Source organism: Myxococcus sp. CA023, from assembly GCF_010998615.1.
Lineage (GTDB): Bacteria > Myxococcota > Myxococcia > Myxococcales > Myxococcaceae > Myxococcus.
The window spans coordinates 26,047-40,678 of the sequence record NZ_JAAEAH010000007.1; the positions used below are offsets into that span (position 1 = coordinate 26,047).

At 66.9% G+C, this 14,632-nt stretch carries 16 protein-coding genes; 9 read left to right on the forward strand and 7 right to left on the reverse strand.

What is annotated here, in order from left to right:
* Positions 1 to 28: 28 nt before the first annotated feature.
* On the forward strand, positions 29 to 313 hold the full coding sequence (locus F8M74_RS04225) for an antibiotic biosynthesis monooxygenase (RefSeq protein ID WP_163884327.1): 285 nt from the start codon (positions 29 to 31) through the stop codon (positions 311 to 313).
* A 6-nt stretch (positions 314 to 319) separates the two neighbouring features.
* Positions 320 to 1,621, forward strand: a complete 1,302-nt coding sequence (locus tag F8M74_RS04230; RefSeq protein ID WP_141258665.1) for a class I SAM-dependent RNA methyltransferase — start codon at positions 320 to 322, stop codon at positions 1,619 to 1,621.
* On the opposite strand, the gene plsY is transcribed toward F8M74_RS04230, so the two are convergent.
* Positions 1,538 to 2,116, reverse strand: a complete 579-nt coding sequence (gene plsY, locus F8M74_RS04235) for a glycerol-3-phosphate 1-O-acyltransferase PlsY (protein WP_141258664.1) — start codon at positions 2,114 to 2,116, stop codon at positions 1,538 to 1,540. The genes F8M74_RS04230 and plsY overlap by 84 nt on opposite strands.
* Before the next feature lie 10 nt (positions 2,117 to 2,126).
* The gene (locus F8M74_RS04240) at positions 2,127 to 2,558 is read right to left on the reverse strand and encodes a DUF2752 domain-containing protein (RefSeq protein WP_163884329.1); all 432 of its coding nucleotides are present in this window, start codon (positions 2,556 to 2,558) and stop codon (positions 2,127 to 2,129) included.
* A gap of 90 nt (positions 2,559 to 2,648) precedes the next feature.
* Here F8M74_RS04240 and F8M74_RS04245 point away from each other — a divergent pair, with 90 nt between their 5' ends.
* Positions 2,649 to 3,209 (forward strand): DUF4920 domain-containing protein, encoded by a 561-nt coding sequence (locus F8M74_RS04245; RefSeq protein WP_141258663.1) that lies wholly within the window; start codon positions 2,649 to 2,651, stop codon positions 3,207 to 3,209.
* A gap of 6 nt (positions 3,210 to 3,215) precedes the next feature.
* Complete coding sequence (locus tag F8M74_RS04250; RefSeq protein ID WP_141258662.1) at positions 3,216 to 3,797, forward strand: hypothetical protein; 582 nt, start codon at positions 3,216 to 3,218, stop codon at positions 3,795 to 3,797.
* Between the two features lie 86 nt (positions 3,798 to 3,883).
* Here F8M74_RS04250 and F8M74_RS04255 read toward each other — a convergent pair whose 3' ends face one another.
* The 4 genes from F8M74_RS04255 to F8M74_RS04270 form a co-directional block, all read right to left on the reverse strand.
* Complete coding sequence (locus tag F8M74_RS04255) at positions 3,884 to 4,795, reverse strand: hypothetical protein (protein ID WP_228559551.1); 912 nt, start codon at positions 4,793 to 4,795, stop codon at positions 3,884 to 3,886.
* A 96-nt stretch (positions 4,796 to 4,891) separates the two neighbouring features.
* Positions 4,892 to 6,436: a radical SAM protein gene (locus F8M74_RS04260; protein ID WP_090484453.1), complete on the reverse strand. Its 1,545-nt coding sequence runs from the start codon at positions 6,434 to 6,436 to the stop codon at positions 4,892 to 4,894.
* Positions 6,437 to 6,567: 131 nt separating this feature from the next.
* Positions 6,568 to 7,278 carry a hypothetical protein gene (locus tag F8M74_RS04265; protein WP_141258660.1) on the reverse strand — a complete coding sequence of 237 codons (711 nt, stop codon included), beginning with the start codon at positions 7,276 to 7,278 and terminating at the stop codon, positions 6,568 to 6,570.
* A gap of 36 nt (positions 7,279 to 7,314) precedes the next feature.
* Entirely contained in the window at positions 7,315 to 10,506 is a 3,192-nt protein-coding gene (locus F8M74_RS04270; RefSeq protein ID WP_216619787.1) for a TonB-dependent receptor, read from the reverse strand.
* A 234-nt stretch (positions 10,507 to 10,740) separates the two neighbouring features.
* Here F8M74_RS04270 and F8M74_RS04275 point away from each other — a divergent pair, with 234 nt between their 5' ends.
* The 5 genes from F8M74_RS04275 (at position 10,741) to F8M74_RS04295 (ending at position 13,989) form a co-directional block, all read left to right on the forward strand.
* Positions 10,741 to 11,493 carry an energy transducer TonB gene (locus tag F8M74_RS04275; RefSeq protein ID WP_011551565.1) on the forward strand — a complete coding sequence of 251 codons (753 nt, stop codon included), beginning with the start codon at positions 10,741 to 10,743 and terminating at the stop codon, positions 11,491 to 11,493.
* Between the two features lie 71 nt (positions 11,494 to 11,564).
* The gene (locus tag F8M74_RS04280) at positions 11,565 to 12,248 is read left to right on the forward strand and encodes a MotA/TolQ/ExbB proton channel family protein (protein ID WP_011551564.1); all 684 of its coding nucleotides are present in this window, start codon (positions 11,565 to 11,567) and stop codon (positions 12,246 to 12,248) included.
* Positions 12,249 to 12,373: 125 nt separating this feature from the next.
* A complete protein-coding gene (locus F8M74_RS04285) occupies positions 12,374 to 12,790 on the forward strand; it encodes a biopolymer transporter ExbD (RefSeq protein WP_011551563.1) in 417 nt (138 codons plus the stop codon).
* Complete coding sequence (locus tag F8M74_RS04290) at positions 12,790 to 13,287, forward strand: biopolymer transporter ExbD (RefSeq protein WP_141257824.1); 498 nt, start codon at positions 12,790 to 12,792, stop codon at positions 13,285 to 13,287. The genes F8M74_RS04285 and F8M74_RS04290 overlap by 1 nt, the downstream gene beginning before the upstream one ends.
* 78 nt (positions 13,288 to 13,365) lie before the next feature.
* A complete protein-coding gene (locus tag F8M74_RS04295; RefSeq protein WP_011551561.1) occupies positions 13,366 to 13,989 on the forward strand; it encodes a DUF2378 family protein in 624 nt (207 codons plus the stop codon).
* Here F8M74_RS04295 and F8M74_RS04300 read toward each other — a convergent pair.
* Positions 13,890 to 14,564, reverse strand: a complete 675-nt coding sequence (locus tag F8M74_RS04300; protein WP_141257825.1) for a hypothetical protein — start codon at positions 14,562 to 14,564, stop codon at positions 13,890 to 13,892. The two genes, F8M74_RS04295 and F8M74_RS04300, sit on opposite strands and share 100 nt — an antisense overlap.
* Between the last annotated feature and the right edge of the window lie 68 nt (positions 14,565 to 14,632).

The window sequence follows — 14,632 nt, forward strand, 5'->3', positions numbered from 1 at the left end:
CCTCGCTGTTTTCCACCGAGGCGTGCCCATGATTGTCGCCATCTCCCGCTTCCGGCCGGCCCCCGAGGAAGCAGACCGCCTGGTCGCCCGCTTCCAGGCGCGCACGCGGGCGGTGGACGGCTACCCGGGCTTCCTGGGGTTGGAGGTGCTGCGCTCCTTCGAGCGGCCGCCGGAGCTGATGCTGGTGACGCGCTGGCGGGACAAGGCCTCCATGCGGGCCTATTTCCAGTCCGAGGACTTCCAGCGGGCCCGGGAGGCAAGCGCCCAGCAGGAGGACGCCACCTTCGCCCTCTACGAGGTGGTGGGCACATGAAACGCGATGCCGGTTCCCAAGCGGCCCGGTGTCGTCTATGGGCGGAATCCCATGGCTGAACGCATTGCCCTTTTCGCCACCGCCGCTCGCGGCACCGAAGACCTCCTGGCCGACGAGCTGAAGGAGCTCGGCGCCCGCCGCATCCGCCAGGACCGCGGCGGTGTCCGCTTCATGGCCACGCTCGACGAGGCGCTCATGGTGGCGCTCTGGTCCCGCATCGCCATGCGCGTGCTCTACCCGCTGGGCGCCTTCGAGGCCCGGGGCGCGGAAGGCCTGTACGAAGCCGCCGCCAGCGTCCCCTGGGAGGAGCACCTCACCCCCGAACACACCTTCGCGGTGGATGCCACGCTGAAGGACAGCGAGCACAGCCACTCCGGCTTCGTGGCCCTCAAGGTGAAGGACGCCATCGTCGACCGGATGCGCGACAAGAAAGGCGCCCGGCCGGACGTGAATACGAGGGACCCGGACATCCGCGTGGTGGCGCACCTCGCCCGTGAGACGCTGTCCCTGTCCCTGGACTTGTGCGGCGAGCCGCTGCACCGCCGGGGCTACCGCGTGCGCCCCACTCCCGCCCCGCTGAAGGAGACGCTGGCCGCGGCGGTGCTTCGCGCGGCGAACTACACGGGGACGGAGGGCCTGGTGGACCCGATGTGCGGCTCCGGGACGCTGATCATCGAGGCAGGCCTCATCGCCCGCCGGCGCGCGCCCGGACTCAACCGGGACTTCGCGGTGGAGCGCTGGCCGGAGCTGGGCACCCGGGCCCGCGAGCTGCTCACCGACATGCGCGCGGATGCCCGCCGCAACGAGCGGAAGGTGGAAGTGCCGCTGCTCGGCTTCGACAAGGACCCGGAGGCGCTGGAGGCCGCGGACCGCAACGTGCGGGCCGCGCGACTGACGGAGGAAATCCAGTTGGCCGAAGGTGATGCGACCCGGCTGCCGCCGCTGCCGGAGACCGGTGGGTTGCTCGTCACCAACCCGCCCTACGGCGACCGGCTCGGCACGGGCGGCCAGAAGGGCATGAAGAGCTTCTACTTCAAGCTGGGCGAGTCGCTGCGCGTGCCGGGCTGGCGCGTGTGGGTCATCTGCGGCAACCCCGGCTTCGAGAGCGCCTTCCACGCGCGCCCCTCCGCAAAGCGAGACCTCTGGAACGGCCCCATCGCCTGCTCACTGCTGGGCTACCGTCCTCCAGACGGTGGCAGCGCTCGGGGTGACACCGGGGACGGCTCAGAAGCGCCGCTCGGTGCGCCGCGCCAGCCGGAGGATGTTGCCCCGGTGCGTCCACAGCATGAGGGCGAAGAGGAGGGCTGAGAGGCCCGCGTACTCCACGGCCCGCGCGGTGAGTGCCGACGTGCCCACCGCCGTGGCCCCCGCCGCCAGCGAGCCCAGCGAGCTCACGCGCGACACGGCGAAGACGGCGACGTACGCCAGCGCGCCCGCCAGCGCGGCCTGGGGCACCAGCACCAGCAGCACGCCCAGCGCGGTGGCCACGCCCTTGCCACCCTGGAGCTTGAGCCACACCGGGTAGATGTGGCCCAGCACCGCGGCCAGCCCCACCGCCACGTGCACGGTGGGCGCATCCGGCAGCAGGCGCACCGCCAGGACCACGGGCAACGCGCCCTTGATGGCATCCAGCAACAACACCACCGCGCCCAGCTTCTTGCCCGCCACGCGCGTGACGTTGGTGGCGCCAATGTTCCCGCTACCGCCCGTACGCACGTCCACGCCGCGCAGCCACCGCGTCAGCAACACACCGAAGGGAATGGAGCCGGCGAGGTAGCCCAGCAGGACGAGCGCGGAAGTCACGAAGCAGAGGCTACAGCAGCAGGTGGGGGAAGCGCGTCTTCACCACCACGTAGGCGTAATTGACCAGGATGATGATGGGCGTCAGGACGCCCAGGACGCTCCACTCGCGGGGGGAGAGCTCCACCTGGGGGATGGGCATCGCGAACACCAGGTGCAGCACCATGACCACCGCCGCCAGGGCGAACACAATGGCCGCCACCGTTCCCAGGGGGTTGGCCTCCCAGGCGCCGGCGAAGTTGAGGTGCGACACCCGGTCAGCCACGCGCGTCAGACCACAGCCGAGGCAGGGCCACCCGGTCTGCTCCCTGAGCACACAGCCCCAGAAGGGGATGATGCGGGCCACCGGGATGTAGCGCGCCACGAGCAGCCCCACCACGCCGGCGAGGCCCATGGCGTCCACGGTGCTGAAACGACGGTTGCGGGGAGGGATGACGACCTTCAAGCGCACCTCCTCAGCGTGTGCGGATGGATGGACTCTTTAGTACGGGGGTCGCCTTGCCGGAGCAAAGACTTTTGGCTAAGCGGACGGGGTATGAACACGCTCCGCACGTCCCTGATGCTGCTGGTCGCCGTTCCCCTGGTTGCCCTCGCGGGTGACAAGTCGTCCGCCAAGGCGGGCAAGGCCGCCGAGGCCGACTGCCACCACCCGCCCGCCCCGCAGGCGCAGACCGCGCCCAAGGCCGAAGGCGCGCCCGATGGCTGGAAGCTCACCCGCGGCGAGCCCCTCAAGGGCGCCAAGGCGGTGAAGCTCGCGGACGTGCTGGCCAAGCCGCAGGCTCACGACGGCAAGACGGTGCTGCTCGAGGGGCAGGTGCGCAAGGCGTGTGAGCGCAAGGGCTGCTGGATGGAGCTGGCGGCGAACGGCCAGGACAAGGGCCCGGGCGTGCGCGTGACGTTCAAGGACTACGGCTTCTTCGTCCCCCTGGACTCCGCGGGCGCGCAGGCGCGTGTGGAAGGCGTGCTGAAGGTGGCCGAGCTGACCGACAGCCGCGCCCAGCACTACGAGTCGGAGGGCGCCATCGTCCCCCGCGGCGCCGATGGCAAGCCGCGTGAGGTGCAGTTGGTGGCCACGGGCGTCGAACTGCGCCGCTGAGACGACATGGCACGAAGCTTCAGCATGCGCGGCGTGCAGAGCGCGGCGGACCGCGCCGTGCAGCACGCCCGCGCATGGATGTTGGAGACGGAGCCGGGCTCGCGCGTGCATGACGTGCAGTTGGACCCGCGCTTCCAGCACCGGGGTGTGGACCTGCTCTGGGAGCTCCCCTCGGGAGAGGTGCGCGGCATCGAGGTGAAGGGCGACCGCAACGCCACCCGCCGCCGCTACTTCTTCGAGCTGGTGTCCAACCTGGAGAAGGACACCCCGGGCTGCTTCCTCTACAGCGGCGCGGACCTGCTGGTGTACGTCTTCCTCTCGCAGGGAGAGCTGCACGTCGTGCCCATGAAGGCGGCACGCGAGTGGTTCCTCCCCCGGGCGAAGGAGTACCCGCTCAAGCACGCCTTCACCCAGACGGGCGCCATCCGCTACACCACCGTGGGCGCCGTGGTTTCCGTGCGGGACGTGGCGGAAGGTGTCCCCGGCGTGCTTCGCGTTCCGCTGAAGCGCCGGGGCGGCGCGAAGGACGTGGAGGATGAGACGCCACCCACCTCCGAATCTCCTCAGGGACAGGAGACGAACGGCTAGGACGAAGGGGCGGAGCCGCGGACCGGCCCCACTCTTCCCACGGGCTGTGACAGGAGGCCACGCAGGCCCCCTGTCACGCGCGTGCCTCAGTGACGGTGACGGCGGTGGCCGGGGTGAATCTTGTCGTGGGCCGCCTCCAGGCGCTCGGAGATGCCCATCAACTCCAGCAGCGACTCGCGGTCGTTCTGCGCCTTGTAGACGTGCTCCAGGCGGGGAACGAGGTCCAGCGCGAGGTGCAAATCACCACCCTGCTCTGCCGCCGCCAGCAGCGTGCGGGCCGCAGCAGCCGCCTGACCGTGCGCCTTGATGTGGATGAGGCCGTCCACCGCCAGCAGGCGCGCGATGGGCGAGCGCTCGGTGTCCTCGGTGAGCTTCACCATGTCCTCGGTGGCGGGCGCCAGCTCGCCCTTGGCAGCGCGGACGATGGCGCGCGAGATTCCACGGCGGTCCGGCAGGAGGAACTCCTCCAGGTCCGCGAAGGACTCCGCGTGGCCCACGTGGCCCGACGACGCCAGCGCCTCCGCGAGGCTGTCGAAGATTTCGGCCTGCTTCTCCGTGAAGGGCGCCAGCGCCTCGCGCATGAAGCGCTCCTGCGGCGCACCCTTCTCGTCGAGCGGCATCTTCGCGCGCACCGCGTTCATCTTCTCGAAGGCCGCGTCCACCGCCGCGTCCTGCCGCCCACCCAACAGGAACGACAGCTGCTGCATCAGGTTCGCCAGCGTGTCAGCCATCTCCATGGGCGCCACGCGGTCCGGCAGCCAGCGACTCCACAGCTCCACCGCCGCCGCCACCGCGAAGTCCTTGAAGGGGCCGGTGCCCTTCCACTGCGGCCGCCACTGCTGGGCAATGCCAATCGGGAAGGCCGTCTCCGCCAGCTTGCGGAAGTCGTCCTCGCCCACGGCAATGCCGTAGTGGCCCAGCGTCCCGAGCAGGGCCTCCGTCGAGTACTCCTTCAGGCCCTTCTGCTGCCACGACTTGTCCACTCGCTGCGTGCTCACCTGGATCTCCGCTGCCCTGGACGCCGGCCATCGGCGCGCCAAGCGGCCTTCTAGCGGAAGCCGGGGCGGACGTGCACCACCACGTGCAATCCCGCGTCAGGCGGCGGACGCCGGGGGCGCGGTCCTCGGCACGGTGGGCCACAGGACGGGGTTGCGCCGACCGTCCTCCACCCGCCGGGCCAGGTACGGCTCGCAGTCCCGGGCGTCGAAGGCCCGCTTCCAGGCCGCGAAGTTCCCTCCAGCCTTCCAGGCATCCATGGCCGCCAGCCCCGCCTCCGGACCGCACTGGGCCAGCATGTACTCCACCCAGGCCCAGCGCGCGGACGTCGGGCGCACCTCGGCGCGCCCCCGGAGCCCCTTGCGCAGTCGCTCCAGCCGTCCCTCCACCTCGCGAATGCCCATGAAGGGAGCGCCATCCAAGGGCGTGTTGCGCTTGGCCACGAATGGCGCCACCCCCAGTGCCACCGGGAGGATGCGGGACAGCTCGCTGGTGAAGCGGATGAGCTCGTCGATGTCCGCGTCCTCTTCGGTCGGCAGACCCACGACGTTGTACACCTTGAGCTGCTTCATCCCCGCCGTACGAGCGAAGGTCGCGGCCCGGACAATCTGTTCCTCCGAGTGCTTCCGGTCCACCATGTCCCGCAGGCGCTGTGACGGACCGTCCGCCGCCACCGTGAGGTTCGTGGCCCCTCCCCGCCGGAGCTGATCCACCAGTTCCTGGGTCAGCCGGTCCGCGCGCAGGGAGGACACCCCCACCTCACGGCCGGACTCCACGATGGTCCGGAGCAACTCGACGATGCGCGGATGGTCCGTCACCGCCGCGCCAACCAGCCCGACCCGACGGGCATGCTCTGGAATCAGGGACAGGATCCGCTCCGGCGGCACCGTGCGCATGCCCCCGTTCGTGGTGCGCCGCATCACGCAGTAATGGCAGCCCCGAGAGCAGCCCCGCTCCGGCTCGATGAGGAACATCGAGCGCAGCTCGGTGTGCGGTGTCACGATTTGCGACCGGGCAGGCAGCCGTGAGTCGGTTGCCTTGGCCACGTGGTATCGCGCTCCACCCCGCCCGGGCACGCGGAAGCCCGGGATGCGCGCCAGGTGCGCCAGGAGGGCCTCGCGGTCCATGGTCGCCGCGGCCTCCACCAGCAGGTGGATCAAATCCTCCGCCTCGCCCTGGACGAGCACGTCCACGAAGGGCTCCAGCGGATCCGGGTTGGAGAACGTCAACGGCCCACCGCCCACCACGAGCGGATAGCGGCCATCCTGGCGCTCCTCCGCCAGGAGCGGGATGCCCGTCAGCTCCAACATGGAGAAGAGCCCCGTCAGCTCCAGCTCATAGGCAACGGAGAAGGCCAGCATGTCGAAATCAGCGACAGGGGCCTGGGACTCCCAGGTGAAGAGCGGCGTCCGGGTGCGCTTGAAGGCGTCCACGTCATCCGGAAGGAAGACGCGCTCGGCCGTCGCACCAGGATGCTCGTGGATTTCACGGTAGATGGCCTGGTAGCCGAGCGAGCTCATGCCCACGTGGTAGGGGCTGGGGTAGCAGAGGGCCACCCGGTAGGGCGCCGCCTTGTGCAGCGTGCCCTGTTCATCCGCTAGCAAGCTGCGGACGCGCTCGATGAGTGAGTAACGGCCCTCCATGTGCCTCCAGTACAGGTCCAGCCTTTTAAACACCGCGGCCCCGGTCAGCCACTCCCATGTGGGGAGAGACCGCCGGGGCCGAGGTGCGCCACCCAAGTGGGGTGGCGCGGTTCAGCAGACGACTTGTTCGACTACTTGAACGACGGGATGTCACCCGCCGGCACGCAGTAGCCCGTGGTTCCAGTCGCGCTGGTCGGCTGGCACACCACGGCGAATTCCGGGTTCAGGCCGGACCCCACACCGCAGTTCTCTGCGGGCTCCGTCGAGGCGGTATCGCACGGTGCGGGCGGCCACACAGCGCGCATCACGTAGGACGAAGTGCAACCATTGCTGGTGTACTTGACCTCGCCCGTGAACTGGGTTCCCGGCGCCACAGCCGCCGAGTACACGCGAACATTAGAGAACTCGTAGCGGATGGTGTTCGCCGCCGCAGTATCCGAGGCCGCCACGTTGACGAACGCAGGAGCGAAGTCGTTCGCGTGGCAGAAGCCATGGTCCTTGGGTTCGGTGTCCAGAGAACCGAGCGAAGTCTGATCCGCCGACGTGGTCGTCGTATCAGCAATCGCGCGGCTCGCCAGAGTCGCGGGACGAAGTGCGAGCTGCGCGGCCCCCGTCTCCGGGTTCACGTACTTGTAGACACCCATCAACTCCACGAGCGGCGCAGTCGTGGTGCACTCGTCGCCATTCGCGTCCTTGGGGGAATCCACGACGTCGTACTTCACCGCCCAGCTGGGAGACTCTTGCACGAAGCAGTTGGTCTCAGGTTGTTCGAAGTTGCAGCCCGTCAGCAGGCTTCCCGCGCCCACGAGAACCAACGCAGTATTGACGATGTTCTTGGTCATGTGACTGATGTTCCGATTCCGTGACTGGGCCTGGGATTAGAACGTGTACCGGATGCCGAAGCGGACCTGACGGGGCGCCTGGTACGAGAGCGGGTTCTTGAAGTTCTTGTTCACGTCGCCGTCGACACTGCCGAAGGGCTCATCACGCGGCGCCTGGTCCTGGAACTCCACGCGACCCGGCAGGTTGCCCGGCTCGAGGTCGGCAGGCGTTCCACCCGGGATGGGCTTGATGTCGCGCACGGTATACGTCTGGTCGACCGTGTTCACGCCCTGGAAGTTGAAGAGGTTGAACACGTCCAGGGTGAACGACACCACGCTGTCCTTGCTGACGCGGTAGTTCACGCCAATGTTGGAGTCGATGGTGTTGATCCACGGCGTACGGCCGCCAGCGCCACGGGGGAGGACGAAGGACTCGTCCTGGAGGTAGGCCCAGTGGCTACCCCAGTAGTTGATCGGCGTACCGGAGCTACCGCGATAGGAGACACCCACGCTCGCCGACAGGGCGTTCGAGATGTTGAACTCCTTCGCACCGAAGACCTTGATCTGGTGCGTGCGGTCGAACGGCAGCAGACCCGTGCGGTTCTCCAGGAGCTCGATGAGGTCGAAGTCCGAGAGGATGTTCGGGTCGAGCTGGCCCGTCTCAGGACGGAACAGACCAGGATAGTTACCGTACAGGCGCGACCAGGTGTAGTTGGCCTGGGCGAGCCAGCCGTCGGCGAACGTACGGTTCAGGTAGACGGTGACGTTGTCGTAGTTACGAACCGGCGTCGGGAACTCACCGGCGAAGCCGCTGCCGGGGTTACCGAGGAAGTACGTGTTGCCGTCGTCGCGGCTCATGTCCTCGATGACCGAGTTCATGTCCTTGTGCGTGTAGCTCGCACCCAGGCGGGTGTTCGCCAACACTTCGTACTCGGCGCCGACCACGATTTCGTCAGAGGACTGAGCCTTGATGTCCGGATCGACCGGCGTCCCGCCAACCGTGCCGCCCGTGTAGAAGCGGTTCACGTTGCGGCTGCTCTCCGGAATGGCAAGCAGGTTCGAGTCGGTGTTGCACGTAGCCTGCTGGCTCTCGAAGCTGGACGGGTCGCACGAGCTCGCCGTGCCCTGGCCCGGCTCCGCGAGGGAGCGACGCGCGGAGATGCGGTTCTCACCCGGGAACGCGCGATCCATCAGGTTGAGCGGGACCTGCTCGTAGTAACGAGCGAAGTTCACAAACACCTTCGCGCGGCCGTTGGCGAACGGGTCGACGATGGCGCCGATACGCGGCGACCACTGATTGCCGAGCAGCAGCGAGAGGTCGCCGTTACCGCCGTAGAGCGCCTGCACGTCGTAGCGGACGCCCAGGTTCAGGGTCACCCGGTTCGCGATGGACCAGGAGTCCTGGAGGAAGCCACCGACCGTGGTGCTGGTCGTCTTGGCAACCTGGGTGAACTGCGTCACCGCAGAGTCAGGACCGGTCTGATACCCGTAGCGACGCGCATCGTGCACGGCAGGGCCCTGGCCAGCAACCCCGTAGTTTCCACCCTCCTGGAAGAACACGCCGCCGCCGTACGCCTTCACCTGGTCGAACGACAGCAACTCGACGTCCACGCCTGCCTTGAACACGTGGGTTCCCAGCGCGTTCAGCAGGTAGGTGGCCTTCGCGTTGGCCTGGTAGCGATCCAGCGTCTGGTCGCTCATGAAGCCAGGGCCGCCCACCCCGTAACCCGTCACCGGGCAGCGGATCAGCTGCTCTTCGGGCGTGCTGCCGCAGGCACCCTCCTGCCCTTCGGGCAGGGACTCGAACAGGGTCAGCGGGCGCGGGCTGGTGTACACCATCCGCGAGTAGCCAGCCAGGCCCGTGCGATCGCCCAGGTTGCTGCCGTCACCCGGCAGGGTGGACGCGGTCTGGTGGAACCAGCCGAGGTTCGCATCAACGAGGACCTTCTTGTCCGCGAAGGCACCGGCGTACTTCAGGGCCAGCGACGTCGTGTTGGCCTTCGTCTCCGTGAGACCGAAGTCACCCGGGCGGGTAGCCAGCACACCCGGCAGGCCGCCCGACTGGGGATTGACGCTCAGCTTCCCAAGGCCACCCGTCGAGGTCGGCGTGCCGTTCAGGGCGAACGACACGTTGTGGTCCTGGTTGATGAGGTACGTCAACTTACCCATGTACTGAATGGTACGGGAGTCGGCGTAGTAGTTCCGGGCGGAGCCGGGGATCGCGTCCGCGACCGTGAAGTCGGTCTCGTCCTTGATGGTGTTGCCCTGGTCGTCCACGCGCAGCGCATTGAGCGTGCGGGTGTGCTGGTAGCGGGTGAACGACGGCGCGAAGCCGGCGAAGAACCACAGCTTGTCCTTGAGGATCGGACCACCGAGGGTGGCGCCGAAGTCGCCCAGGTTCTGCAGCTGATTCAGGCCGGTGATGACCGTGCCCTCTTCACGAACCTGCTTGCGGGTGCCCTCGAGGGTGCCCGGCGTCCAGTTCGCGAACACGGAGCCGTGGAACTCGTTGGAGCCCGACCGGGTGACCGCGTTGATGACGCCGCCGGTGGACCGGCCGAACTCCGGCATGTAACCGCCGGTGATGATGTTCACGTCCTGCACGAACTCGATGCTCAACGGGCTGGCGTTCACGCCGAAGGCCGGGTCGTTCGTGGACAGACCGTCCACCACGTAGCCGTTCTCAGGCGAGGTCGAGCCGTTGATAGACACGCCGTAGTTGTCGTTCTGGGCGCCAGGCGCGAGCTCGGCCAGGGACTCGAAGGAGCGGGTCGCGCCGCCCTTACCACCCGGACGCGCAACGGCGATGCGCTTGATGAACTCCTGATCGACGTTCACGCCCATCGTCGTGGAACCCACGTCGATGGTCGGGGGCGCGCCGACGATCTCCACCACCTCACCGAGCGCCTCGGGGAGCAGCTCCACGTTGACGCGGATGGTGCGGTTGAGGCGCAGCTGGATGGCCGAGCGAGCGTACGGCTTGAACTGCTCCTTCTCGAACCGCAGGGTATAGTCGCCGGGGGGCAACTGGGGGATGCGGTAGTTACCCTGCGCGTCGGTGACGACCGTCTGCTCACCCTGAAGGTTGGGCGAGGTGGCGGTCACAACGACGTCAGCGGCAGGCTGCCGACTCTGAGCGTCGATCACCGTACCGATGATCGTGCTCGACTGTGCGAAAGCCGCGGATCCGTACAGCAGACCTGCGGCGACAACAACTCCGGTTTCCCGGAGCACTCGGTTCAAGTGCATACCAGACCCCTCCAAGGTGGGCTGCAAGTGAAAATGACCCGGGAAAATATCCGAGGTCGAGCAGTTGTCAATAGACCGTTGCTTTTTGGTAACCAGTGGGGCAATTGCGCGATCACGCCGCGACCGTCGACCGTGCTTGCTTGAACCTGGAACGCGTTTCTGTATGGTAGCGCGCCCTTTCATCCGGGCGGAGCGTCGCCAATGGGTGTCCACTGGTGAAGAGGAGTCTAGTGCATGTTCGATTCAGTCCTTGACCGTGGTCAGGGGCCCAAGTCGCGATTCGGCGTCGGGGCTACTGTCTCGGTTATCCTCCATGTGGCGCTGTTCGGCCTCTCCATCTGGCTGTCGACGCGACCGCCCGTCGAGGAGGAGAAGGAGATTGAGGTCACGCTGAAGGCGACCATGGCACCGCCTCCGCCGCCCCCTCCTCCTCCACCGCCTCCTGCCTCTTCGAGCAAGCCGAAGACGCAGCCGAAGAAGCCCAAGAAGCCGGACGCCATCGTCCAGCCGAAGGAGATTCCGAAGGAGGTCCCGAAGGAAGTGGAGCCCTCCGAAGAGCCTCCCGCTGAAGAAGAGGCGAGCGAAGAAGTCGTCGAGGGCGGCGTGGAAGGTGGCGTGGTCGGCGGCGTCGTCGGTGGTGTTGTCGGTGGTGTGATTGGCGGCGTGGTCGGCGGCCAGCTTGGCGGGACGGGAACCGACGTGCTTCCGTTCGGTGCGGGCATGACGCGGCCGGAGAAGTTGTCCGGTCCTCAGCCCGAGTACTCTCGTGAGGCGCTCGAGGCTCGCGTCCAGGGAACGATGATCGTGAAGTGCATCGTCACCGTGGAAGGTCGAGTGGAGAACTGCCGGATCATCAAGCCCCTGCCCCACATGGACCGGGCCGTCCTGGACGCGCTGGCGTCGTCGCGCTACAAGCCGGTCACGTTCCAGGGCCGTCCTGTGCAGGTGGACTACACCTTCACCCTGAACTTCAAGCTGCCGCGCTGAGTCCGGGCGCGTCGTCTAGAGGCGTATTGCTGACTACCCCGCGCTCGTGAGGAGGAGCGCTCAACCCAACCATGCAATTCACTCTCGCAGAAATCTGGGATCACACGGGCCTCTTCGCCCGTATGATCATCTTCACCCTGGGCATCATGTCCATCGCCTCGCTGGTCGTGTTGGCGGAGCGCATGATCGTCTTCCGCAAGACGCGGTCTGACAGCCGCAACTTCGCCGCGAAGATGGGTGCCATCCTGGCCAAAGGCGACCTGAACACGGCCGCCAACACCAACCTGGGCAAGGACGTGGGCCACCTGGGCCGGGTGATCAACTCCGGACTGACGGCGTACCGGATCAGCCCGAACAACAAGGACGTGGCGGTGGAGTCGGTGGCGCGCGCGCTGGAGCGTCAGGCGCAGCGTGAGGTCCAGAGCATGAAGCGCGGTCTGGGCCTGCTGGCCACGGTCGGCTCCACGGCGCCGTTCGTCGGTCTGCTCGGCACCACGATGGGTATCGTCAACGCCTTCCAGCTGATGGCGCAGGCGGGCTCCGGTGGTCTCGGCACTATCTCCGCCGGTATCGCCGAGGCGCTCATCACCACGGCCTTCGGTCTGCTCGTGGCCATCCCCGCGGTGATGGCGTACAACTTCCTGCAGGGCTGGGTGGACGCGCGCTCGGTGGATATCTCCGAGTCGTCCAACGAGTTCCTGGACGTGGTTGCCCGCCACCTGGGTGGTGGCGCGCAGTCCTCGAACGCCGCCTGAGCCGTCCCGGGCGAGTCGGGGACGACCCGATGCCCTTCACGGTGACCCTGTCTCCAGCTCTTCTTCGGGGCGCTGGAGGCCCACCGTGAAGGCGGGCACCTCCTTACCAGGAAACAGGTAAAGACATGGGAATGTCAGCAGGCCCCAAGGGGAGCGTCAAGAGCGACATCAACGTCACGCCGCTGGTCGACGTGGTGCTGGTACTCCTCATCATCTTCATGGTCGTCACCCCGATGCTCCAGCGTGGCAAGTCCGTGGAGCTCCCGAAGGCCACCGAGATCGAGAAGGAAGGAAAAGGGAAGGAAGCCGACCCGCTCATCCTCTCCATCACCCCGGACAAGAAGGTGTTCGTGGAGAACGACCAGGTGGATGAGAAAGGGCTCCAGGAGAAGCTCACTGCGGAGATCGAGAAGGATCCAGGCAAGAAGATCCTGCTCAAGGGCGATAACGCGCTCAGCGTTGGTGACGTGCGCAAGGTGCTGGACGTGGCCCGCAAGTCCAAGGCCAAGCAGATCTCCCTGGGCGTCGAGGAGAAGAAGTAATGGCCGGCCGCAAGCAACGACAGTGGGTCAAGCCCCAGGCGCAGCCGAACTCGGAGATCAACGTCACGCCGCTGGTCGACGTGGTGCTGGTGCTCCTCATCATCTTCATGGTCGTCACGCCGCTCCTCGAGAAGGACATCGTGGTGCGCGTGCCGGACACCGAGGTCGAACAGGAGCCGACGCCTCCCGACCAGGACCAGCAGTTGGTGGTCCAGCTCGACAAGGACGGTGGCTACTCCATCAACACGGAGAAGATTGCCCCCGCCGACTACGTGACGCGGCTCAAGCGCATGCTGGCGGCCAAGAAGGCGGACGAAAAAGTCGTCTTCTTCATGGCGGATGACGCCACCAACTACGGGCGGCTCATCACCGCGCTGGACGGCGCGAAGACCGCTGGCGCGAAGGTGCTGGGCATGGCCACGGAGCTGCCGCAGAACGCCGTCATCCAGGGCACCTCGGTCGATACGCCGACCCCGCCCCCCGCACCCACGCCCTGAAACTCCTCTTCCGGAGCCTACGCTCCGGGTGGGTACGTGGTTCACATCGAGAAGCTCGTCGGCTAGAGTTCACTCCTCATGGCCGACGAGCTTCTCATTTTCGAGCAGACCATCGAAGCCCTGTTCCTGCGGGCACTGCACGGGCGCCTGACGCCTGAGTGCAAGGCACGCCTGCGGCAGGCAGGGCTCGATGTGGACCAGAAGCTCCGGCCAGCCTACACCTTCGACGCGTGGATGACGTTCCTTCGCATCACGTCGGAGGAGCTCTTTCCCCAACTCCCGCTCGAGCAGGGCACCTGGAAGCTGGGTGAGGCCTATATCGAAGGCTTCCGCGAGACGATGTTGGGACGCGCCGTCCTCTCATTGCTTCGCGTGCTGGGGCCCCGCAGGACGCTGATGCGGGCCACGCAGAACTTCCGGGCTGGCAACAACTACACGGAATCCAAGCTGCGTGAGTTGGGGCCCACCCAGTTCGAGCTCTGGATGAACGAGGTAGGCCCCTACCCTGCCTTCACCGCGGGCATCATCCACGCGGGGCTGCGGGTGGCCGGTGCGCAGGACATCGTCATCGAGATGTCCGGCTACGACGGCCACGCCTGCGTCTACCGAATCAACTGGAACGAGGCCTCGGTCTCTTCCGGCGTGGCGGGCAGCGGAGACTCCAAGGCCGCCAGGAGGTCGGGGTCCATCAGCTCCCTGTAGATGAACTCCGCCAGCAGGCCCGTCACCATCCAGATGGGCAGGATGTAGAGCGAGGTCATCTGCCAGAGAATGGCGCCGGCATCCGCGTAGTACCAGATGCGGTATCCCGTGAGCCGCTCCAGCATGACACCGGAGACGCCTTCAAAGAGCAGGATGACCACGCCGTACACAGCGGCTCGCAGGCCCGTGTGCTGGTACAGCATCCAGCGGTAGAGCGGCTCGATGAAGCAGAAGCACGCCACGCCGTAGATGACGAACATCCACAGCGAGCACTGTCCATACGCCGTGGAGATGGGCGTATCCCAGATGGCGTTGAGCCCCAACCGGTCGTCCACGCGCCATTGGAAGCGAAAGAGCGCCTCCAGCAACGGCACGTGCTGGGCGATGCGCACCAGGTTGTAGAAGAAGATTTCGGCGCTGAGCCCCACCATGCCGTAGAGGCAGAAGCGGAACACGGCGAACGCCACCTTCATCCGTTGGCCCCGCTTGATGTCCGCCCTGCGGATACGAACCTGCCGGCGCTGACGAACGTCCCCCGATTCCACTGCGGCCTTTGCCCCCATAGCGTCCCCCAAGGTGGGTGAAACGCTACCGGACTCGTCAGGGCATGGCTAGCCCTGGCTTCACAAATACCACGGGGCTG